The sequence below is a fragment of the Enterobacter cloacae complex sp. P24RS genome (assembly GCF_014982165.1).
GTDB classification, from domain to species: Bacteria; Pseudomonadota; Gammaproteobacteria; order Enterobacterales; family Enterobacteriaceae; genus Enterobacter; species Enterobacter quasihormaechei.
Genome location: NZ_JADCKU010000002.1, coordinates 319,173 through 338,953 on the forward strand (window position 1 = coordinate 319,173; position 19,781 = coordinate 338,953).

General features: G+C 54.5%; 23 protein-coding genes. 2 read left to right on the forward strand and 21 right to left on the reverse strand.

Going from position 1 to position 19,781, the window contains the following annotated elements; translation table 11 throughout:
* Positions 1-24 precede the first annotated feature (24 nt).
* The 10 genes from INF58_RS02335 to INF58_RS02380 form a co-directional block, all read right to left on the reverse strand.
* Positions 25-798 (reverse strand): C40 family peptidase, encoded by a 774-nt coding sequence (locus tag INF58_RS02335; RefSeq protein ID WP_370552639.1) that lies wholly within the window; start codon positions 796-798, stop codon positions 25-27.
* A gap of 16 nt (positions 799-814) precedes the next feature.
* Positions 815-1,783, reverse strand: coding sequence for a putative lateral flagellar export/assembly protein LafU (gene lafU / locus INF58_RS02340; protein WP_193526914.1), 969 nt, complete (start codon positions 1,781-1,783; stop codon positions 815-817).
* Positions 1,783-2,646: a flagellar motor stator protein MotA gene (gene motA, locus INF58_RS02345; RefSeq protein ID WP_063450798.1), complete on the reverse strand. Its 864-nt coding sequence runs from the start codon at positions 2,644-2,646 to the stop codon at positions 1,783-1,785. Before motA ends, lafU begins: the two co-directional genes overlap by 1 nt.
* 7 nt (positions 2,647-2,653) lie before the next feature.
* Positions 2,654-3,355, reverse strand: coding sequence for a FliA/WhiG family RNA polymerase sigma factor (locus INF58_RS02350; protein ID WP_173937196.1), 702 nt, complete (start codon positions 3,353-3,355; stop codon positions 2,654-2,656).
* 13 nt (positions 3,356-3,368) lie between these two features.
* Entirely contained in the window at positions 3,369-3,839 is a 471-nt protein-coding gene (fliL, locus tag INF58_RS02355) for a flagellar basal body-associated protein FliL (RefSeq protein WP_107534606.1), read from the reverse strand.
* A 13-nt stretch (positions 3,840-3,852) separates the two neighbouring features.
* Entirely contained in the window at positions 3,853-4,962 is a 1,110-nt protein-coding gene (locus INF58_RS02360; protein WP_227414981.1) for a flagellar hook-length control protein FliK, read from the reverse strand.
* Positions 4,962-5,264: a hypothetical protein gene (locus INF58_RS02365; protein ID WP_107534604.1), complete on the reverse strand. Its 303-nt coding sequence runs from the start codon at positions 5,262-5,264 to the stop codon at positions 4,962-4,964. Before INF58_RS02365 ends, INF58_RS02360 begins: the two co-directional genes overlap by 1 nt.
* Positions 5,261-5,653: a flagellar export chaperone FliS gene (gene fliS, locus INF58_RS02370; RefSeq protein ID WP_063450802.1), complete on the reverse strand. Its 393-nt coding sequence runs from the start codon at positions 5,651-5,653 to the stop codon at positions 5,261-5,263. The genes INF58_RS02365 and fliS overlap by 4 nt, the downstream gene beginning before the upstream one ends.
* A gap of 21 nt (positions 5,654-5,674) precedes the next feature.
* Positions 5,675-6,997 carry a flagellar filament capping protein FliD gene (gene fliD / locus INF58_RS02375; RefSeq protein ID WP_107534603.1) on the reverse strand — a complete coding sequence of 441 codons (1,323 nt, stop codon included), beginning with the start codon at positions 6,995-6,997 and terminating at the stop codon, positions 5,675-5,677.
* A gap of 200 nt (positions 6,998-7,197) precedes the next feature.
* Positions 7,198-8,136, reverse strand: coding sequence for a flagellin (locus INF58_RS02380; protein ID WP_107534602.1), 939 nt, complete (start codon positions 8,134-8,136; stop codon positions 7,198-7,200).
* Positions 8,137-8,975: 839 nt separating this feature from the next.
* On the opposite strand from INF58_RS02380, the gene INF58_RS02385 reads away from it, so the two are divergent.
* Positions 8,976-9,905, forward strand: coding sequence for a transcriptional regulator (locus INF58_RS02385; RefSeq protein ID WP_107534601.1), 930 nt, complete (start codon positions 8,976-8,978; stop codon positions 9,903-9,905).
* Positions 9,877-10,350, forward strand: a complete 474-nt coding sequence (locus INF58_RS02390) for a hypothetical protein (protein ID WP_063450806.1) — start codon at positions 9,877-9,879, stop codon at positions 10,348-10,350. The genes INF58_RS02385 and INF58_RS02390 overlap by 29 nt, the downstream gene beginning before the upstream one ends.
* Before the next feature lie 12 nt (positions 10,351-10,362).
* Here INF58_RS02390 and INF58_RS02395 read toward each other — a convergent pair whose 3' ends face one another.
* From INF58_RS02395 to flgC, 11 genes are read right to left on the reverse strand one after another with little or no spacing between them, the layout of a single operon-like run.
* Positions 10,363-11,373 (reverse strand): hypothetical protein, encoded by a 1,011-nt coding sequence (locus tag INF58_RS02395; protein WP_193034195.1) that lies wholly within the window; start codon positions 11,371-11,373, stop codon positions 10,363-10,365.
* A gap of 6 nt (positions 11,374-11,379) precedes the next feature.
* Positions 11,380-12,297 (reverse strand): flagellar hook-associated protein FlgL, encoded by a 918-nt coding sequence (flgL, locus tag INF58_RS02400; protein WP_107534599.1) that lies wholly within the window; start codon positions 12,295-12,297, stop codon positions 11,380-11,382.
* Between the two features lie 22 nt (positions 12,298-12,319).
* Positions 12,320-13,687: a flagellar hook-associated protein FlgK gene (flgK, locus tag INF58_RS02405; protein WP_107534598.1), complete on the reverse strand. Its 1,368-nt coding sequence runs from the start codon at positions 13,685-13,687 to the stop codon at positions 12,320-12,322.
* Positions 13,674-14,081 carry a rod-binding protein gene (locus INF58_RS02410; RefSeq protein ID WP_193526915.1) on the reverse strand — a complete coding sequence of 136 codons (408 nt, stop codon included), beginning with the start codon at positions 14,079-14,081 and terminating at the stop codon, positions 13,674-13,676. Before INF58_RS02410 ends, flgK begins: the two co-directional genes overlap by 14 nt.
* Positions 14,081-15,172: a flagellar basal body P-ring protein FlgI gene (locus tag INF58_RS02415; RefSeq protein WP_063450810.1), complete on the reverse strand. Its 1,092-nt coding sequence runs from the start codon at positions 15,170-15,172 to the stop codon at positions 14,081-14,083. Before INF58_RS02415 ends, INF58_RS02410 begins: the two co-directional genes overlap by 1 nt.
* 11 nt (positions 15,173-15,183) lie before the next feature.
* Positions 15,184-15,849 carry a flagellar basal body L-ring protein FlgH gene (gene flgH / locus INF58_RS02420; protein WP_063450811.1) on the reverse strand — a complete coding sequence of 222 codons (666 nt, stop codon included), beginning with the start codon at positions 15,847-15,849 and terminating at the stop codon, positions 15,184-15,186.
* A gap of 25 nt (positions 15,850-15,874) precedes the next feature.
* Positions 15,875-16,660, reverse strand: coding sequence for a flagellar basal-body rod protein FlgG (flgG, locus tag INF58_RS02425; protein WP_063450812.1), 786 nt, complete (start codon positions 16,658-16,660; stop codon positions 15,875-15,877).
* A gap of 21 nt (positions 16,661-16,681) precedes the next feature.
* On the reverse strand, positions 16,682-17,413 hold the full coding sequence (locus INF58_RS02430) for a flagellar basal body rod protein FlgF (protein WP_063450813.1): 732 nt from the start codon (positions 17,411-17,413) through the stop codon (positions 16,682-16,684).
* A 3-nt stretch (positions 17,414-17,416) separates the two neighbouring features.
* Positions 17,417-18,622: a flagellar hook protein FlgE gene (gene flgE / locus INF58_RS02435; RefSeq protein ID WP_107534596.1), complete on the reverse strand. Its 1,206-nt coding sequence runs from the start codon at positions 18,620-18,622 to the stop codon at positions 17,417-17,419.
* A 34-nt stretch (positions 18,623-18,656) separates the two neighbouring features.
* Positions 18,657-19,346, reverse strand: coding sequence for a flagellar hook assembly protein FlgD (flgD, locus tag INF58_RS02440; protein WP_107534595.1), 690 nt, complete (start codon positions 19,344-19,346; stop codon positions 18,657-18,659).
* Positions 19,347-19,348: 2 nt separating this feature from the next.
* On the reverse strand, positions 19,349-19,774 hold the full coding sequence (gene flgC, locus INF58_RS02445; RefSeq protein ID WP_107534594.1) for a flagellar basal body rod protein FlgC: 426 nt from the start codon (positions 19,772-19,774) through the stop codon (positions 19,349-19,351).
* Between the last annotated feature and the right edge of the window lie 7 nt (positions 19,775-19,781).

Here is a 19,781-nt window from a genome sequence, read left to right on the forward strand (position 1 = left end):
TGTAAGAAGGCTTTCTGCACGGCCTTACAGGACGCGTCGTGCACCTAAATAACGTTTTTGCCAGAAGTCATCGGTGAGTTGGCTAATACGGATAGTGAGCCCGGTTCGCGGGGCTTCGATAAACTGCCCCTCGCCGAGATAAACGCCAACGTGATCGGCTCCCGGCCGCTGGTTGATATTGAAAAAGACCAGATCGCCCTTCTTCAGGTGTGGCTGTCGCACCGGCTTTAAGCGGTTGTCCTTGAACATGCTGTTCGCCGTACGCGGCAGCTTTTGCTCCAGAACATGGTTGAAGGCGTAAAATACCAGGCCACTACAGTCGAAACCTTCGTGCGGGCTTGCCCCGCCCCACTGATAGGGTTTTCCAAGCTGGCTTTCCAGACGGTGAATAACGGTGCGTAACTTCGTCTGGCTCTCTCTCATGCGGCGCGGATCCCGCGCCTTTTTCATTATTTTTTCTGAGCTACCGAGCGCACCGGGCGACCAGCGTACGTGCATAGCCAACGTCTTTCGGTTGCTCGCCCGCTCCGCCCGTTTCCTCTCACGCTCGCGGGTCATCTGTCCGGGCGTGGGTGGCAGCCGGTTTTCGCGCTTTTTCGCTTCTGCAAAAAGCCGGTCACGGTTTGCCTTACGCTTCTGAGCCTCGGCGGAAACTGGTGATGCGGATAACGTCAGCGGCTGCGCCTCAACCGGGGATATCGAACCGACCAGCGTGACCATCAGGAAGAAAAAGCGCACCAGACGGACGCGATCAGTCCGTACAGGTACGAAATTGAGAAGGAGAGGAAAACGTTTCACAGCGATAGTCTGGACGTTACTGACGATGGTTAAGCTTATCTGCCAATGGCTTAATGACTTTCTCGCCCTGGTGTCCGAAGAACTGATACAGCGAATCGCTGGCCGAATGGGTCAGCACCATGATCTCAATTCGTCGGTTCTCGGAACTCAGGGGGTTGTCCGGGTCCAGCAGCACCTGGTCAGCCATGCCGCTTACCTGCAATACTTTTTCCGGATCAAGGCCGCCGCGCGTCAGCACGGCACGGGCCTGCATCGCACGTTCGCCAGAGAGCGCCCAGTTGTTGTACAGCTCCTGATCGCGAAAACGGGTTGCATCGGTATGGCCTGTGATCACAATCTTGTTTTCAATTTTGTTTAGCTCAGGCGCAAACTCGGTCAGCAGACGTTTGAAAAAAGGCGTCAGAATGGCGCTGCTGCGCTGGAACATTTCGCGTTTACGATCGTCGGTTATCAGGATACGTAACCCCTGAGGCACCACTTCCATCTTGAGGTTCGCCTGCGCGTTATAGGCGGAGGTGATCTTCATGATAACGCGCGCCAACTCCTCAATTTCGTTTTGAGAGCGCACGCTGACGTCTTCAAGCGTATCCGCATTTTTCGCCAGCGCCTCGAGTTCCTTGCGTTCCTCCGCGACGGCCGCGGCCGCGCCTTCATCCTTATCCTCGTCATCCTCATTCTCATCCTCATCGCTGCTGCCGTTATGCTGGTGAACGAGGGGGATCTGGCTGCCTCTGTTGAACTCTTCCTGGGAAATCTGAATGATGGAGCTGCCTTCAAATATCGACTCGCCGTTCAGCCGCGAGACGATCTCTTTACGTTCTTCTTCTGTTACCGCCCCCATAATCCAAAGCACCATGAATAGCGCCATCATCGCCAGGGTAAAATCGGCAAAGGCCACCTTCCACGCCCCGCCATGAAAAGCATCATGGCTTTTGCGCGACGAGCGTTTGATGATGGTGGTATGTTCTTTATTACGACCGCGCATCAAGCATCACCAGTCATCTGGTTTACCCAGCCGTCGAGTGTGGCAAAGGTGGGTTTGGTGTCCATCGGTAGCATTTTGCGGCCCGCATCCACCGCCAGCAGCGTCGGTTTACCGGCAACATGGTTGACCAGCACGGTGCGGACGCACTCCAGTACCGCAATCTGCTTTTTGGTGCGCTGCTCCATGGCGTTTGCGACAGGATCCATCAGGCAGTAGCAGAAAAACACGCCCAGGAAGGTGCCGACCAGCGCGGCGGCAACCTTCACGCCGATGACCGCAATGGAGCCGTCGATAGACTGCATGGTGATGATAATGCCAAGCACCGCGGCACAGATGCCGAAGCCGGGCATCGCTTCTGCCGTACGCTGTAGCGACCGGGACGGCTGAAGCAAGTTTTCCTCCATCGCGACCAACTCTTGCTCAAGGATGCCTTCCAGCTCGTGCTCGTTGATCTTGCCCATCGCCATCAGGCGGAAGTTGTCAGAGATGAACGTCACCAGCGCGTTGTCGTGAAGCATGAGCGGGTACTTCTGAAACAGCGGGCTGTTCTCGGGCGATTCAATATGTTCGTCCAGTACCTTCAGGCCACCATCCTGCACCAGCTCCAGCAGTTCATATAAGAGCATGAGCAGCTGGCGCTGGTACTCATTGGTATATTCATTCTTACGCATGATGCCGCGGAACTGGCGATACATTTCCCCCATCACCGCAGGCGGGTTCGCCAGCACCATCGCCCCCAGCCCCGCGCCAAGAATGATAATGATTTCACCCGGTTGCCAGAACGCCGTGAGCTTGCCGCCAGACATAAGAAAACCGCCAACAACGCAGGCCATAATGATTAAAATACCTAATAGTTTCTGCATACACCTTTCACTTCTGGAAAAAAGACTGAATTTTTTGGGCGATTTTTTTATTGAGCTGACAGACCCTGGCTTCCGTTAAATCAAGGACCAAAGCGATCTCTTTAAGGCTCATTTCATGCTGGTAATAAAGCGTCAGGATCAGCTGTTCGCGTTCATCCAGCGCCGCCAGCGCACTGCGCAGCGTCCGGCTAACGACGATTTCATCCTCCAGCTTGCGGCTATCCAGCGCGCTGGTGTGAACATCATCGCCTAACAGCTCATCCAGGCTCTCTATGGTTTTGGCGCAATCCAGCAACAGGTACTCCTGGTACTCTTCCGCCGAAATGGAGAGATGACGTTTGATATCCTCAAACGTGGGCGTACGCCCGAGTTGACGCGTCACGTCGCGGATATCGTCATTGAGTTTGTGCGTCTTTTGCCGCAGGCGCCGCGGACGCCAGTCAAGCGAGCGGAGTTCATCCAGTATCGCGCCGCGAATACGCTGTGCCGCATAGGCAGCAAATTGCTCGTCAGGATGACCATAGCGACGCAGGGCGGTTAACAGGCCCATGAGCGCGATCTGCTCCATATCTTCCTGACCCATCACGCTGCTGGTCTGGTACGACAGCTGTTTCACAATCTTTTTGACCAGCGGCAAATAGGCGCTGAGATAGCGCCCTTCATCCGCGGGGGTCAGCGTTTCGTTCGCGACAAAATCCATCATTTGCATTGCGGTGCCGCTTTCACTGGAAGACCATTTTGCTGATGATGACGTCCTCGAAAGGCACGCTCATCTTCAGGCTCTTGAAACGGGCTGCGTAGGCGTCCTGTAGTTTTTTATGCAGTTGTTCGACGCTCATTGCGCGCACCACGTCGTAATCCAGGTCTGAGAGCAGGCTTACCGTGGCGCCGCGAACGGCAGGGATCATCTCCTGCGCTTTACGCGTACTTTCCGCATCGCTGGTCGCCAGATTGAGCTCAAGCAACAGATAGCGTTCTTTATGCCCGGTCCCTCTTAGCGTGATGACCACATTTTTGATCTCCACAAACTCAACGGCGCCTTTCTCAGGGCTGGAAAACATCCCGGACAGGAAGCTCTTACCCGTGGTTTCATCCAGACGAAGCAGATGCGTGCCGACCACCGTCATACCGGCGGCCAGCATGGCGGTCACGAGGGCGATGATAATGCCGAAAGAAAGCGTTTTTGCATTCATAGTGTTCTGTGCCTTATACCGTCAGAAGGACCGAGTTATCGCGGCGAGCGTCGTCGCCGTTCGGGGAATGAGCAGCAATCTCTGCACCTGCCAGAATGGCGTCCTGCTGCCCGTTAAATGGATGTCCTCTTCCCTGCTGTTGTCCTCCGGACTGGGAAGAGACCTGGACGTTAACCTGGACAAAGTTTTGCTCCGTCAGGCTCTGCCGAAGTTCGTTGCTTGTCTGCTGTAAGGCACGATAAACCTCGGCATGACTGGCGTTGATTTGTACCTGTACACGTCCGCTATCGATTTGCATCGCGATGTCGATTTTGCCCATATCCGGGGGATCGAGACGGATAGTGGCATGCTGAATTTGCTGCTTAACCTGTACCTGTAGGCGCTCTCCCAGCGCGCTTTGAAGTTGCTCGCTCCAGCGTGAAGGTTCAGGATCCATCTTCAGCGTCGTCGCGGGCAGGGATGGCGTGGAGGTCACAGCCGCGCCGACGGACTGTGCCGGAGAGGGTGATGTTGACGCTGGTGTTGACGTTGCTACCGGCATCACCTGCGTCAGGTCAGCAACTGCCGGTTGCGAAATGACGTGTGCAACAGTAGCGGCTGGCACAGCGTCCACGCCTGCCGACCGCGGTGCGGGCTGCGTTAGCGGTGTTAGCGGTTGCTGCGTCGGTGCTGAGGCAAGCGGTACGCTTTGTGAAGCCAGTGACGTATGCAGGACCGACAGCGCGCGTGCGGCGTCACTCTTTGGCTTTACTTCCAGCGTCAACGCAGGCGGCGTCGCGCTTACCGCCAGCCCAACAGGGCTATCGGTGAAGGTCGGCGAAGCGGCTCGCCCCGACATGAGCAGCGTCTCAAGCAACTGCTGACGCGCATCATCCTTTAGCAGTGACTCGGCAGAGGGCGGAGCATCCTCCTCGGACAAGAGGGGTTGCTCTTCGCCCGGCAGCATCGGGGCAGGCGCGCCCTGTCCCGCCAGTAAGGTACCGATCACGTTGGATAACGCGTCATTAAAGTCCGCCGTCGGCTGCCCCGCCTCAGGATCCAGGACCGCCAGAGGTGCAGATTCGGCCTGCATAAGCAGGCCAGACCCGATGAAGGTGCCCTGAAAAAGATTGAGAATATCCATTAGCCCCCCTCCACGTCGCTAAACAGCGCATACGCCGTCGCGCCCTCGCGGTTACGTAACGCAAGGTCCATTTTTTCCGCCAGGATGTCGCTTTGTCCCTGGCAGTAGTCGCGCGCCTGCCGGTGCAGTTTTTTCAGGTGATCCAGCGCCTGACGCTCGTGAGACGAGAGGGGGCGATCCCCGAGCCCCGTCAGGAACTCAGCGATGCTGGCATCCACGTTCATGACGGCGGGCCAGTTATGGTTTTCCGTTGCGTCACGCAGCGCTTTTGCCAGCGTCTGGAGGGTGTGAAGCGTGCTCATTTTCCCTGGCCCATTTTTTCCCAGCCCTCCTGGATATTGCCCAGAATCACTTCTACCTCCTCAATGATTTCTATTGAGAGCTTGTGGCTGGCGTCATACAGGCGATACACGCAGAAGTCGTATAGATTCGCCAGGCTCAGCGCCAGCTCGCCCCCTTTTTCGTAATCCAGCGAACTGGTCAGCGCATTCAGAATATCGATGCACTTATTGATGCTTTGCGCCTTACGCTCAAAACGGCGGGCCGCAATATGGCTTTTGGCGCGCACAAGCTCGTCCATCAGGCCGTTGAACAGCATCAATACCAGCTGATGCGGATTCGCGGCGGCGGCCTGGAGCGCCAGATCCGATTGTTGATAAAGGCCGTATCCTTCCTGTTCGTTACCGTACATAGCAGCGAAATTCCCTCAGAATTAACTAAACAGACCCATGGTGTTGTTCATCTGCGTCATCAATGACTGCAACTGCGTAAACTGCTTCAGATAGCGGTTGTAGGCAGACTCATAGCGCGATTCCATCTTTTCGGTTTTGGTATCAATCTCGGTCTGTTCGCGATCGAGTGTCTCCTGTCGCCCTTTAAGCAGGCCGCTGGAACTGCTGAGATATTTATCCAGCGCTTTATCCATCGTCTTAATTAAGCCGTCGTTGCCGTTGAAGAACTGGGTGAGCGTTTGCGGATCGCGTTTGAGCTGTTCTTCAAAGACGTCAGAATCGAGCGTGAGCTTGCCGTCTTTGTCGGCGGAAATACCGAATTTGGTCATGTTTTGCATGCCGTATGTGCCGCGCAGCAGCCCGCTCAGCTCGCTGGTCAGAGACGTGATGCTGGCGTCGCCCGCAAAGGCGCCGCGCGAACTGCCGCTGGTAGACGTCAGCTCAGAAATGGTGCTTTGTAGCGTGTTAAAGGCATCGATAAAGGTCTGGACCTGCGTTTTGGTCTCAGCGGTATCCGTATCGATGGTGATAATCAGTGGCTTATTGTTTTCGGTTGTACTGGTGAGCTTGATGGAGACCCCGTCAACCAGATCGTCCAGCGTGTTGGAGCTGCTGGTGTATTCCGTAGGCGAATCGCCCAGAGTGAATTTGGCGTCCCGGCCACTGGTGATGATCTCTTCGTTATCAAAAATGTCCTGCCCGCTGGTCATGCCGCTGGTATCCAGCTGGATATCGTATTTGGAACCGCTCTGATCGCTATTGAGAATCAGTGAGACCTTGCCATCGATGCGCATCAGCGAGGCGGTGACGCCGTTTTGCCCTTCGGCGCTGGTCGTTGAGTTAGACGCGCTTGGAAAATCCGTGCCGTTAATCGCATCGGCGAGATCGCCGAGGTTTTCGAGATCGTCCATCTCAATCTCAATGCTTTCGCCATTAAGATTGATTTTCAGCGTACCGGTCGCGTTCTTGACGGCCTCATCGTCCAGCCCACCGTAGCTTTTCTGCTGGGCGGTCGCTAACTGGTTAACGTTGATACTGTATGTCCCTTTACGCGCGCTGGCGTCGGCGGTGACGGTCGCAATCCCTTCCTGGTTCAGCGTGGCGGAATTTTTGAGCACGCTGGCGCTACTGGAGTTCAGGGCGGTAATCGCACTGCGGAAGGTCGTCATCGCCGAGCGTAGTGATGAGAGCGCTTCTTTCTGCGCCTCCAGCGTTTTGGTCTTGGTCGTTATTGAGTTCTGGAGCGGAAGAATATCAAGGCTTGCCAGCTGCGAAGCGAGATAAGTGGGATCAAAATCAGACATGTTTCATTCTCCTGGCACGCAAACCGTGATTGACTTGCCAATGATTAGCAATTAGCGTGCCAACTTTTTAATCGTTTAAAATCAATTAATTATAAAAAACCAGGAATACGCTTTTCCGCTTTGAAGACGAAGCCGGCTGGTAAGCGGATACAAAAACACCGCCATACAGCGGTGTTTTAACTGCGTTAATGTGGGATGAATTAGCCCAGCAGAGAGACCACCATGCTGGACATGCTGTTGGACTGTTTCAGCATGGACATACTGGTCTGCGACAGCAGCTGGTTACGCGTCATGGAGGAGGCTTCCGTTGCGTAGTTCGCATCACGGACGTTACTTAATGCCAAATCCGTATTGTCCTGCATGTTTGCGAGGTTCGAAGCCGCATAGCTAAGACGGTTGATACTTGCACCCATTTTGGAGCGGACGCTGCCCACATCATCAAGGGTTTTCTCCAGGTCTTCCATCAACGCTTTCGCGCCCGCAGCATCTTTAATTTCAATTGAGCTGGTAGATGCACCGCTCGCACCGCTCGCGGAGATCGTGTATCCAGACCCGTTGAGGCCATTGAAATTGCCGCTGCCGTCAATCAGACCGGTGCTCGCACCGCTCGCACCACTCGCACCGCCTGCACCGCCCAGCTCAGCGCTCAGATCGACCTTCATGGTTTCATCGGCGGAAGAACCGATCTGGAAGCTCAACTCTTTACCGAACTTACCGGATGCGCCGAACAGCTTCTCACCCGCATAAGAGGTATTTTTCATAATGTTGCCCAGCTCGGCGTTCAGGTCGTTCAGCTCGGTGTTGATGGCATCACGGTCTTTCTGGGTATTCGTGTCGTTCGCCGCCTGGGTTGCGAGGTCCTTCATGCGGTACATGATGTTGCTTACTTCATCAAAAGCCCCTTCCGCGGTCTGCATCATCGCAGTGGAGTCAGCAATGTTACGCTGAGCAACGGTCATACCGTTGGACTGGCCCTGCAAGCGGGTAGCAATTTGCAGACCTGCCGCATCGTCCGCCGCGGAGTTGATGCGTTTACCGGTGCCCAGACGCTCCATAGAGGTGGTCAACAGCTTGTTCGCATTGTTCATTGCATTGGTGGATGCCATGGAGGCGGCGTTGGTAAAGATAGACATTGACATATGTATATTCCCTTTGTCGTTCAGGTGGTTCAGATGTTGTATTGACTAAAGACGACACAGGTGAAATGAACATTAAATCGCTGACGTTCGTTCGAACAAAAATTAAACACAATGAAAATTAAGCGATTGTTTTATCTATATTATTTTACGAATGCTGGGGCATAAAATACCGCATGGGGAGGGAAAAATGGCAGGAATCGCCTGTCCATGCCGCTCTGACTCACGCGTTAAACTGCTTTAATTTTCTTTATCTATTTTTAGCGGCTTTTACATAATGATAATTCTATAAAAAACCTTAATTTATATAGTTCTTTTTCGCATTATTCTTTAGCGAAATTATAAGAAGGCGCAAATAAAGCGACACAACCGCGCCTAAAATTAAACGCTGAGTTTTATTTTTTAAACGAAAATTATTCAACTTTGAGCCAGAACAAACACACCACAATATTAATACCATGTATTCACTCTATAACCATATTATTAACATTAGGAATATTTAATAATTTCTGTTAACGTTGTGGTTACTAATCCTAATAACCAGGTAGACTTTTCCTAAATTTGAGTTGCGTGAAGCAGTTGGATCACGTAAAAATAGGCGCGGAAAAAATTATTCCTTCCTTGTGCCCTGTATATTGGAAGAGAAAATCTTCTGTTAGCATAATTTTTACAGATCATATGGAAGCGCATAACATCCTCTGACGTGGTTCACCGCAGGTACGCGGCATTCATTAAGAATCCTAAATGGAGTTGATAGAACAATCTGTTCATAACGGATTGCGACCGGCTATTTGCCGATTTGTTACTCTTATTCCTGGAATGGTGGAATCCATAACGCATACATGAATAAACGCTATTGTTCCGTAAACAACTGGCTGATTGATGTTGCTTCAGGCTCGATTCTCCATTTAGCTAGCGGAGAACGTAAACGCCTGGGTGAATATCAACTCAAGCTACTGGATATACTGTCGCAGAACGCGGGGAAAATATTTACTCGTGAGGAGCTGACCACGCTCGTATGGGAAAGGCGCGTGATCGGTAATAACAGTTTGCCGAATGCCATTCACGCGCTGCGCACCGCGCTGGAAGATGATGGTAAAAATCAACGCATCATCAAAACCATCCCACGGCGAGGCTACCTGCTTGAAGCAGAATATTGTTGCACGGTTGAAAAAGATGAAGAGGAGGTAAGCCAACCAGAAGAGCTCCTCGACGGACAGGAGGAAAGTGCGGCCGGGCAGCGTGCTCTGCTCCCTGTGGCGCAGGAAGCCAATGAGGATAAGGTACCGAATGAGACGCTGCTGCGGGTCATTGAACCTAAAAAGGGTCATCGCCGTCTGTTCTCATTTATGCTGGTCATTCTGTTCACAGCCTGTATCACGCTTTTGGTTAGCGGGTATTTTGCTGGCAGCTTTGGCGAGCGTCTGAATGCACGTGAACTTCACCAGGGCATCTATAGCAACATTCGGATCTATTCCGTGGAGTCCAGGGTTGAGCCAGCCTATATGGCGGCCAACCTCTACAACAAGCTCAAGGATTCGCTGTATACCCTCAATCAGCAGATAAAAATGAAATCAGCCACGATGGAGGTCTTTTTTTACGGCAACACCCCCACGCTAAATTACAGCTTCGTGCTCACGAACGGGTGCGATCAAAAACAGCTGGCGATGGTCATTTACCACTGGCGTGTCGATCCCGTAAGGCTGAACGATCTGATCCTGCGCGAAACCAGGAGAAAGTTGAATGAAATGGCAACATGCAAAACGAATTAACTATCTGATTATCTCAATAACGTCTCTGTTGGTGCTGATCGTGTTGGCATTCAAGCTGCTTATGCCCAATTCGCCCGCCGGGAACCGTGACGTGTCGGCTAACTTTGACCTGGGCATGTATGATCTGATGTCTCAGAGTAAAGAGGTCTACAACGTGAATTTGCAGACGACCCGTAATGTGCTGCTGATGAGCATCACCAGCCCGGACGATAACCGTATCATGATGAAAGGTAAGCTGACGCCGACGAAGGAGATTCATGGCCGAATCTACTTCACAATGACGCCCATCTTCTATGGCGCACGCCAGAGCAAGCTGATGATTGATGGCCTTGCCGATCAGTTAATGAATTCAGGTTACTACTGGATGGAGTCGGTATCAGCCAAAGAGCGCCCCATCGTTGTGGGACAAAACGGAGCGATATTCCTTCATCCGCTCCCCCGGTAAGCGGGCCCCCGCTTACCGTTGTCCCAGCAAATTTTTTACCGTTGCCAAATGCACGTTAGCCTGTGCGCCCAAAGCCTGCGACAGCACGCCATAGCTGTTGCGGGCCAGCACCTCTCCCAGATGACGCGATGCCTCAAGCGCCTGTCGGGTGTCGTACGCCGTCGCCATTTCACCGATTCGCGAGCTGACGCGCTCCTGATGGTGCCGCAGCTTGCTGCGCTGGGTCGTGACGTGATCCAGGCTGTGCTGGAGCTTCATTTGCCCTTCTCGCTCGCGTCGCGCGGCAATATCAAGAAGTTCGTCACTGCTTGCGCTTTCCGCCTGAGGCGCCAGCAGCGTGAAGGCATCCGCCGGATAGTGGTGATTTTCGCCGCGAACGCTAAGCTGCTGACTCACCCGCTCCCAGCGGCTTTCATCCACGCTAAATAACAGTTGCCCACCTTGCGTTTGAGAGGCGTGGATCCCCAGACGCCCCAGCCCGACGTTCAGTTTCGTCAGCGTCTGACGCGGCGTCGCCTCTTCCGGCAGCGCTATTGCAACCATCTCCCTTTGGCGCCCCCCGAGCGAAAAGACAAGCGTTTCGCCAGCCGGATCGCTCAGGAGTTTTTCGCTCCCCGGCAGCGTGAATTCCACCGTGCTTTTTTGCTCAAGCGAAGCCCGTAGCTGGCGATCGACCGTTCCGCCAGAGAGCTGCGTTCGCCGCGAAAGATGTTTTTGCAGCGCCGCAGCCTGCGCGCCGCTATCACCGCCACGGGCGACCGACTGGCGAAGCTTAAGCAGCTGCGCCTCGGTCTGGGCCAGATAGCTATCGGCCTGCTGAACGGAAGTGATCTGCTGGTTAAGCTGTACGTTATAGCGCATAGGCCGACGCGAGAGCAGCGCAGATTCAGGAAATGTGCTTCGGGACGGCGCCACGGCAGCGGGCAGAACGCGGCTAACCGTCTGCGGTGCATCAATATTACCTCGCCCGGCCGTTGCCGGGGAGGAGGTCGTAATGGAGGCGTTTTTTAAACTTACCTGCATAATAATTTACAACAAACTGAAGAGGTTAAGCTGGCTCACCTTGCTATAAGCCTGACTGGAGATCTGCATTGATATGGTATACAGCTGCAAGTTAATGGTGGCCGTCGCAGGATCTGCGCTGCCCAACTCATTCTGTACCAGCTCATTGGAGAGGCTGACGTCGGTATGCGCGTCGTCAATTAACGTCAGGCGGTTCTGGCGGCCCCCAAGATCGGTCAACAGCGATCCAAGGTTATCGCTGGTCGACTGCACCATGTCTATCATGGCTGTCACCTCGTCCTGGTAGTCGGCATAACTGGCGTTAGGATCCTGCATCTTTTGGCTCAGCGCTTTCAGATTGTTAAGCATCTCAAGGTCGTTACCGCTGCTGGAGAATGCACCAGCAACGTTTGTGTTTTCAGTGATGCTTACGCCGTTAGCAACCTGCGTTTCCCGCGTGCCGTCGTTTCCTCCATACACATACTCGCCCAGCGTTTCGTCCCAGGTCACTGCTTGCTGATCGGTCTTCGTCCCGGAAAAGAGATAGCTTCCACTCTCATTTTTGCTGTTTAACGTGGCCACCAGCGAATCGAGCATGGACTCCAGCTCGATGCCATACCCGGCGATGTCTTTCTGGCTGAGTGTACTGTTGTTAGCCAGCTTAAGCCTGTCGCCAATCGCCAGCACTTCGTTACTGAGCGCCGTAATGTGTGACTCCTGCACGGAGAGTGCGCCGCTCAGGCTCGCGATGTTGCTCTGATACTGTTTAATGGCGGATTGCTCCCGGTTCAGCTGTACCAGACGGCTGGCAGCGACCGGATCGTCAGAGGGAACATTGACGCGTTTTTGCGTGGCCAGCTGTTCCATCAGCTTACCCACTTTAACCCCCGTTGTTCCCAGCTGAGCCAGCATGGCGTTAGAGTGGTAAAGACTGCTTATACGCATAGGTTAGTGCTCCTGATTGCGTTTAAAAAATGCTCAACAGATCGTTGAAAATTTCATTTCCAGCGGAGATAACTTTCATGTTGGAGGTATAGGCCTGCATATATATCTGAAGGTTGATAGCTTCCTCATCGAGGTTTACCGCACTGACGTTGTCACGCTGAGTTTGCGCCTCGGTATTGACCGCAACCGCCGCCTCCATTTCCGTCTGGTTCTGCTTACTGGCGATACCGATGCTCGAAATAATCGCCGCCGCTCCCTCGCTCAGGCTCATATTGCCCAGGCCCGGAATAGTGGTTTTTTGGTTTTTCAGCTTGATGAGTTCATTAAGGTTATCGCCATTACCCGGCTCATCCGCTTTGCCCGAAAGCGCCAACTCTTCCGGCTCCAGATCGTTGACTTGCAGAATGCCCGCCGGATTGGTCGGGTCGAAGGTAAACAGGGGCTTACCCGGATCGCCGTTGAGATCGTAACCCTGAGCCAGCTGATTGTTGAACAGATCCGCCAGCGACTCCGCCATCCCCAGCACCGCATCGTTCATCTGCTTCAGGGTGCCGACTTCGTATTCATAAAGCGCACCCAACTGACCGCCCGTGGACGGGTCAAGGGAAAACTCGCTGCTTGAAAACGTCAGGGTCAGCGTATGATTACCCTGACTGTCAGTCCCCGCGCTCAGCTGCCCGGCGGTCTTCCCGCTGACCAGCGGCTGACCGTTGCTCAACGAAACCGTGTAGCCGCCGCTATCTTCAGTGACCTTAACGTCCGTCATGGAACTGAGCTGCTTAACCAGTTCGTCTCGCTGGTCACGCAGCACGCTGCTGTTACCGCCAGTAGAATCCATCTCAATGATTTTCTGGTTATAATCCGCAATGCTGCTGCTGAGCGTGTTTATCTCCTGCACGACCGCATCGCGCTGGGTATTGATGGAGCTTTTCTGGCTGTTAATGAAGTCATTCACGCTGTTGAAGCGGGTCGCGAGGCTGTTCGCCTGGTTCAACAGCTGCTGGCGTAACGCCTGCGACTCCGGCTCCTGCGTCAAGGCGCTCAGGGCGCTAACGAGATCGTCCAGGCCATTGCCCAGGCTGGTCGAATCCGTACCCAATACCTGCTCCAGCGCGCTAATGTACTGATTACCCGTGCTGTAGAAATTGGCCTTACTGTTGGTTTGCCAGACCTGATTCACCAGATACTGGTTGGAGATACGACGAATACTGTCCACCTGGACGCCGCTTCCCGCCGAAAGCCCCGTCTGTCCCATCGGGCCTATGGCGCTCTGCATAATCCCTTGTCGACTGTAGCCGGGCGTAAGATAGTTAGCGGTATTGTTAGATGTCACGGTCATGCCCAACTGGGCAGCCTGCAACCCGCTGAAGGCAATATTAATCATGCTCATGGCTTACTCCTGCCCGCTGCGTCGGTTGTGTGACGGGCGTATTAAATGCTGGCGTTTGCTCCTGTAAAGCGGCCATGTCGACCGCATTCTTAAGCGGGGAAACCGTCTGCGGAGAGAGCTGGTTAACGATCATTTGTGTCATGCCGGTACTGCGCATTGACGCCAGCTCTGCCGCAAGCCTGTCGTCATGAAAATCCCGCATCATCCGCTGCTGTTTGCTGGTGAAGGGATTATCTTCGCCCAGCACGTCCGAGGCCTTACGCATCTGCGAGAGCATCGAACGCAGCATAATGGCTTCGAATTGCTCGGCAGCCTGTTCAAGGTTTTGAGGTTTCATCTGCCCGGTAAAATCACCGGGCAAAATAGTCTGCTGTCGGTTGATTGCGCTTAACATCACATCACCACCAGTTCTGCTTCCAGGGCACCTGCTTCATGAAGCGCCTGGAGAATGGCCATCGTATCATCCGGCGCTGCGCCCAGACTGTTGAGGGTATTAACGATGCTGCGTAAGCTCGTCCCGGCGGGAACGGTAACCATCTGGCCGTGGCCACGATTCACGCTCACGTCGCTTTGCGGTGACGCAACCGTCTGCCCCTGGCCGAACGCATTTGGCTGACTGACATTCGTCGATTCCCGAATGGTTACGGTCAGGTTGCCGTGAGCCACAGCCGCCGCACGCACGATAACCCCATCGCCGATCACCACCGTACCGGTACGGGCATTGAACACAACGCGCGGACGCTGTTTGCCCGCATTAATCTGTACATCTTCGAGGGAAGACATAAACGCGACTCGCTCTCCGGCGCCCATCGGCGCGCGTACCGCCACATTGGTGGCACTTTGCGCCGTCGCGGTTCCGGGCCCGAACGCATTGTTCAGGGCGACCGCAACGGCATTGGCGGTTTTAAAACTCGGGCGCTTAAGGTTGAGCATCACCATCGGTTCCTGATGGAAGTCGGTGGGGATCTCTCGCTCTACGGACCCCCCGTTTGGTACGCGACCCACGGTCGGGGTATTAATCGTGACGCTGGAGCCGCTATTTCCCTCGGCTTTAACCCCGCCGACCACGACGTTCCCCTGCGCCAGCGCATAGACTTCGCCGTCAGCACCGCGCAACTGGGTTAACAACAGCGTACCGCCGCGCAGGCTTTTCGCATCACCAATAGAGGAAACGGTAACGTCGATGGTCTGCCCGGGCGAATATCCCGGCGGCAGCGTCGCGCTGATCGCCACCGCCGCGACGTTTTTGACTTTAGGATCGATCTTTGTCGGTAGCTGTACGCCGAACTGACGCAGCATGTTGGTTACCGACTGACTGGTAAACTTCACCTGGTTTTTATCACCCGTGCCGTCGAGCCCTACCACGAGGCTGTACCCGATCAGCTGGTTTCCGCGCACGCCCTGAATATCCACCACGTCGCGCAGAGGCTGCGCGACGGCGGCACCACAGATAAGACAGAGAAGTACCAAAATGCGCTGTAACATCATGGCCTCCATCAAATTGGGAACAGCGGATGATTAAAGAAGCGAACCAGCCAGCCCGCCGCATTGGCATCGCTGAGCGCGCCGCGTCCCGCGTAGGAAATGCGCGCATTGGCAATACGCTGCGACGAAATGGTGTTATCGCGTTCGATATCATCGGCGCGCACCAGGCCGGTAACGCGGATATACTCATCGCCCTGGTTAAGGGTTAACCACTTCTCGCCACGCACGGCGAGGACCCCGTTTGGCAGCACCTTATACACCGCAACGGTGATGGCACCCCGCAGACTATTCTGCTGCTGTGACGTCGCGTTACCGTTAAAGTTACGCTCACCGTCTACTGTCCCGGAAAGCGTATCGGCGGAATGGCCGAACGCTTCCGGAATGCCGAGGGAGACATCGTTTTTCTTGCCGTAATTGGTACGCGCCTGCTTGCTAGCCTGCGTGGACTCGTCCAGCTTAACGGTCAGAATGTCACCGATGCGGTAGGCGCGGCGGTCCTGAATAAGCGACCAGTTATAGTTGCTGTTATATACCCCTCCACCGCGTACCCGGGTATCAGGCATGGCAAAGTCTTCCGGCGGCGCGTACGCCGCATCGTCTTTCTGGACCAGCAGCGCGGGGCTTTCACACCCCGACAGTGCCATCATCAGCAAACCCACTGCTACCTGCTTTTTCATCTCTCTCACTTTACTTGCTCTGCCGTTACATGGACTGGGTGACAAACTTCAGCATGTCGTCTGCGGCAGAAACCATTTTGGCGTTCATTTCATAGGCACGCTGGACGGTGATCATGTCCACCATTTCCTCTACAACCTGCACGTTTGAGCCTTCGAGCGAGCCCTGCTCCAGTAGACCGAGCGCATCCTCTCCCGGCACCCCCTCAACCGCCTCACCGCTGGCGGCAGTTTCGCGATAGAGGTTGCCGCCAATCGCTTCCAGTCCGGCTGGATTAACAAAGTTCACCAGCGTCAGCTGGCCGAGCTCGACCGGTTCATCTTCCCCCGCAACCGTTGCGGTAATCGTGCCGTCCTTCGCAATCTGGATGTCGCTGGCATTTTCAGGAACTTCAATCTGCGGGATTAACGGCAGCCCCTGAGCATTCGTCAGAATGCCGTCCGGCGTTTTTTGCAGGTTGCCCGCACGCGTGTAGGCGATATCCCCATTGGCGGTTTCTACCTGGAAAAAGCCCTGACCGGAGATCGCGACGTCCAGCTTCTGGCCCGTGTTCTGAATACTTCCCACGGTAAACTCTTTCTGAGTGCCGACGATTTTGACGCCGGTCCCGAACTGGATGCCCGTGGGGGCAATATTGTTTTGGTCCAGCTGGCCGCCCGGGGTGCGCTGGTTTTGGTAAAACAGATCGGCAAACATGGCGCGTTCGCGTTTAAAGCCAGGGGTGTTCACGTTCGCCAGGTTGTTAGAGATGGTGGTCATTCTGGCGTCCTGCGCCGCTAACCCGGTTTTACTGATCCATAAAGCGGGATTCATCTTTATTCCTTCATGAAGTCATTAAGAGACGCGAAGCAGGCGGTTACCTGCGTTAGCAAGATCTTCCGCCGCTTTCATCATTTTGATCTGCGCTTCAAACTGTCGTCCTAGCGCAATGCTCGAGACCATTTCGCTGATGGCCGACACGTTGGACGACTCCAGGTGTCTGGCCGCAACGGTCACCTCCTCATCGCGCGGATTTTCCGTCGCGTTGGTGATAAGAAAACCGGCGTCGTTTTTACTCAGCGCCTCAGCGGGAATGTTCACCAGCTTGATGCGGTCAACGTCTAACGGCGTCGCAATATCGGCCTCCTCCGGCACGATGCTGATTACGCCATCCTCGCTGATGCTCAGTGAGGCGAAAGGCGGTAGAACAATCGGGCCATTGTCGCCTTCCAGCGGCAGACCGTTGATGGAAAGTTCGCCATCGGCGTTCACGTTGATTTGTCCATTGCGGGTATACACTTCCCGGTTGCCGCTCCGCAGCGCGATTAATCCATCGCCCTTGATGGCAATATCCAGCTCACGCCCGGTTTCACGCACCGCGCCGGGTGACATATCTACGCCACCCTGCGTGGGCTGCGCCAGATAGCGGGAAGCGTACCCTTCCCCGGCAATCTGCTTCGCCACCGCATTATCTAAATCGCTGCGGAATCCCTGCGTATTCACGTTGGACAGGTTATTCGCGTGGATCTGCTGCTGATTGAGGCTCCGCGAAGCCCCGCTCACGGCGGTAAAAAGTAAGCGATCCATAAATTACACGGCCTGGAATAGCGAGTTCATCATGGTGTCGTTGGTGCTGATGACCTTCGTGTTCGCCTGGTAATTGCGCTGCGCGGTCATAAGCCCAACCAGCTCAGAGGTCAGGTCGACGTTTGAGGATTCGAGTGCCCCGGAGACAATTGAGCCCAGCAGTCCCGTACTCGGTGCACCGGTCAGCGGCGCGCCGGAGCTGGCGGTCTGAGCCCAGGTGGTACCATCCTGCGACTGAAGGCCGTTCGGATTGGTAAAGTTGGCCAGTACAAGCTGCCCCTGAAGCAGGCGCTCGCCGTTGGAGAAGGTGGCATAGACACAGCCATCCTCGTCGATCGCCTGCCCGGTACGCTCACCCGACGCATAGCCATCGCTTTTGTTTTTGCTCACGGAGAAATCGGAACCAAACTGAGTCGAGCCAGAATAGTTAAGCGAAACGCTGATATCGTCCGCGCCGGCGATAGCCGCATCCAGCTTAACGGCGCTGGTTGGAGAGGTCAGCACACCCTGGCTGTTGAAGGTCAGGGCCTGCGTGACGGCAGCACCGCTGCTGTCGGTTACCGCCACGTCGTCCATGTAATAGTGGACTTCCCAGGTATTGGTGCCGGTTTTGACAAAATATTGGTTCAACGTATGTTCGCGGCCCAGTGAATCATAGACCTGAGTGGTATAAGAGTTGTTATAGGTCGTATTGTTTTTCGGATCGAACGGGGTGGTCGCCGGAACCTCCGCGCGTGCATCCATGTTTGCCGTAAAATCAATGCTGCCGCTCGCTTTTGCCGGAATCGAACCGCTGCTGATATTCAGATTACCTATCGTGCCCACCTGTAGCTTGCCGTTGGCATCAACCGGATACCCCTGTAAATACATTCCCTGGTTGTTCACCAGGTTTCCGTTACTGTCGGTATTAAAATAACCGGCACGGGTGAAGGCGGTCGTTCCAGCGCTGTCCTGGACCATGAAAAAGCCGTTACCGTTAATCGCGAGATCGAGCGCGCTACCGGTGGAAGTGATGCTTCCTCCTTTGGTAATGCTTTGCGTGACGGCTGTTACCCCAACGCCCAGCGGCTGGCTTTCGGCATACAGCGCGGAAAACTCTGCGCGGCCCGACTTAAAGCCTACGGTGCCGGAGTTGGCAATATTATTTGAGATAGCATTAAGCTGCTCAGTAACCGCGTTCAGTCCAGAAGTTGCAATACTAAAACTCATAATCGTTCCTGTTTAATTAACGGCCTGATTCACTTCAGGCTTTATCTTTTGAGGCTTCGTCTGTGGAAGTCTTACCAAACTGGCTAATGTTGTTGTAGGCAATCTCGCCCATACCGCCGACGTTCAGCACCGTTGCGCTACCGTCAAGCGGGATACGCACATTTTTGACGATGCCGCCCACCTCGATCTGCACGGTTTCTTCCCCCGTATCGGTCACCACGCTCAGGGTGTATTTTCCTTCGCTCAGCCCAAGCTCCTGCGGATCGATAGTGAAGTCCACGAGGCCGGCTTCCTGCTTGCCCAGTTCGATTTTTTGCTCAACGCCGGCAGCATCTTTCACAATTACCGTCACAACGTTGGCTGAATGTTCCAGCGTCAGGCGTCCATTAAGCGCCGTTTCACCATCGCTCTCGATCGTGTTGGTCTGCACCATGACGTGCTGGCCCACCAAATTGCCGGTGGCCAGGGTCTGTAGGTTATCCATCAAGACGGCGTTGTTCGCCATCAGCTGTGATACCGTCTCCATGGACTGCACCTGCGTCAGCTGGGCAAGCTGGCTGACGTATTCCGTTCCGTCGGTCGGGTTGAGCGGATCCTGATTTTGAATCTGGGCCACAAGCAGCTGCATAAACATGCCCGACATCCCTGAGACGGTGCTGTTGCTGGCCACATTTGGCGCGGAGCTGGTGGCCTGGCTGCTGCTGTAGGTACTTTCAACATTCATGATTACGCTTCTCCAAGCCGCAGCAGGCTTTGCTGCATACTTTTGATGCTGTTTAAAACTTCAACGTTGGTTTCGAATCCGCGCGAAGCAGACATCATGTCCGCCATCTCTTCCACGACGTTGACATCCGGGTAGTAGACGTAACCTTCGGTGTTTGCCATGGGATTATTGGGCTCGTAGCGCTGGACCGCATTGCCGGTTTCAACGACATCCATGACCTGAACGCGGGCTCCGCTTAGCGCCTTGTCACGCATTAATTCATCGTTCTGATAAACCGCTGCGAAGACCGGGCGCCTTGCCTTATAGGTGTCGGCTTCCGTAGCCGAGGCGGTTTCCGCATTCGCGAGGTTGCTGGCAATAGTGTTAAGACGCACTGTTTGCGCCGTCATCGCCGACCCCGAAACGCGATAGATATCCGAAAAAGACATATTTCGT

Bases quoted from the DNA above. Each gene is read 5' to 3' on its own strand.
- INF58_RS02385 (WP_107534601.1), top strand. From the start codon at position 8,976: ATGAATAAACGCTATTGTTCCGTAAACAACTGGCTGATTGATGTTGCT.
- flgD (WP_107534595.1), bottom strand. From the start codon at position 19,346: ATGAATGTTGAAAGTACCTACAGCAGCAGCCAGGCCACCAGCTCCGCG.
- flgC (WP_107534594.1), bottom strand. From the start codon at position 19,774: ATGTCTTTTTCGGATATCTATCGCGTTTCGGGGTCGGCGATGACGGCG.
- fliD (WP_107534603.1), bottom strand. From the start codon at position 6,997: ATGTCTGATTTTGATCCCACTTATCTCGCTTCGCAGCTGGCAAGCCTT.
- flgK (WP_107534598.1), bottom strand. From the start codon at position 13,687: ATGAGCATGATTAATATTGCCTTCAGCGGGTTGCAGGCTGCCCAGTTG.
- INF58_RS02430 (WP_063450813.1), bottom strand. From the start codon at position 17,413: ATGGATCGCTTACTTTTTACCGCCGTGAGCGGGGCTTCGCGGAGCCTC.
- flgE (WP_107534596.1), bottom strand. From the start codon at position 18,622: ATGAGTTTTAGTATTGCAACTTCTGGACTGAACGCGGTTACTGAGCAG.
- motA (WP_063450798.1), bottom strand. From the start codon at position 2,646: ATGCAGAAACTATTAGGTATTTTAATCATTATGGCCTGCGTTGTTGGC.
- flgL (WP_107534599.1), bottom strand. From the start codon at position 12,297: ATGCGTATAAGCAGTCTTTACCACTCTAACGCCATGCTGGCTCAGCTG.
- lafU (WP_193526914.1), bottom strand. From the start codon at position 1,783: ATGCGCGGTCGTAATAAAGAACATACCACCATCATCAAACGCTCGTCG.
- flgG (WP_063450812.1), bottom strand. From the start codon at position 16,660: ATGAATCCCGCTTTATGGATCAGTAAAACCGGGTTAGCGGCGCAGGAC.
- INF58_RS02390 (WP_063450806.1), top strand. From the start codon at position 9,877: ATGAAATGGCAACATGCAAAACGAATTAACTATCTGATTATCTCAATA.
- INF58_RS02410 (WP_193526915.1), bottom strand. From the start codon at position 14,081: ATGTTAAGCGCAATCAACCGACAGCAGACTATTTTGCCCGGTGATTTT.
- flgH (WP_063450811.1), bottom strand. From the start codon at position 15,849: ATGAAAAAGCAGGTAGCAGTGGGTTTGCTGATGATGGCACTGTCGGGG.
- fliS (WP_063450802.1), bottom strand. From the start codon at position 5,653: ATGTACGGTAACGAACAGGAAGGATACGGCCTTTATCAACAATCGGAT.
- INF58_RS02365 (WP_107534604.1), bottom strand. From the start codon at position 5,264: ATGAGCACGCTTCACACCCTCCAGACGCTGGCAAAAGCGCTGCGTGAC.
- fliL (WP_107534606.1), bottom strand. From the start codon at position 3,839: ATGAATGCAAAAACGCTTTCTTTCGGCATTATCATCGCCCTCGTGACC.
- INF58_RS02350 (WP_173937196.1), bottom strand. From the start codon at position 3,355: ATGCAAATGATGGATTTTGTCGCGAACGAAACGCTGACCCCCGCGGAT.
- INF58_RS02360 (WP_227414981.1), bottom strand. From the start codon at position 4,962: ATGGATATTCTCAATCTTTTTCAGGGCACCTTCATCGGGTCTGGCCTG.
- INF58_RS02380 (WP_107534602.1), bottom strand. From the start codon at position 8,136: ATGTCAATGTCTATCTTTACCAACGCCGCCTCCATGGCATCCACCAAT.
- INF58_RS02415 (WP_063450810.1), bottom strand. From the start codon at position 15,172: ATGTTACAGCGCATTTTGGTACTTCTCTGTCTTATCTGTGGTGCCGCC.
- INF58_RS02395 (WP_193034195.1), bottom strand. From the start codon at position 11,373: ATGCAGGTAAGTTTAAAAAACGCCTCCATTACGACCTCCTCCCCGGCA.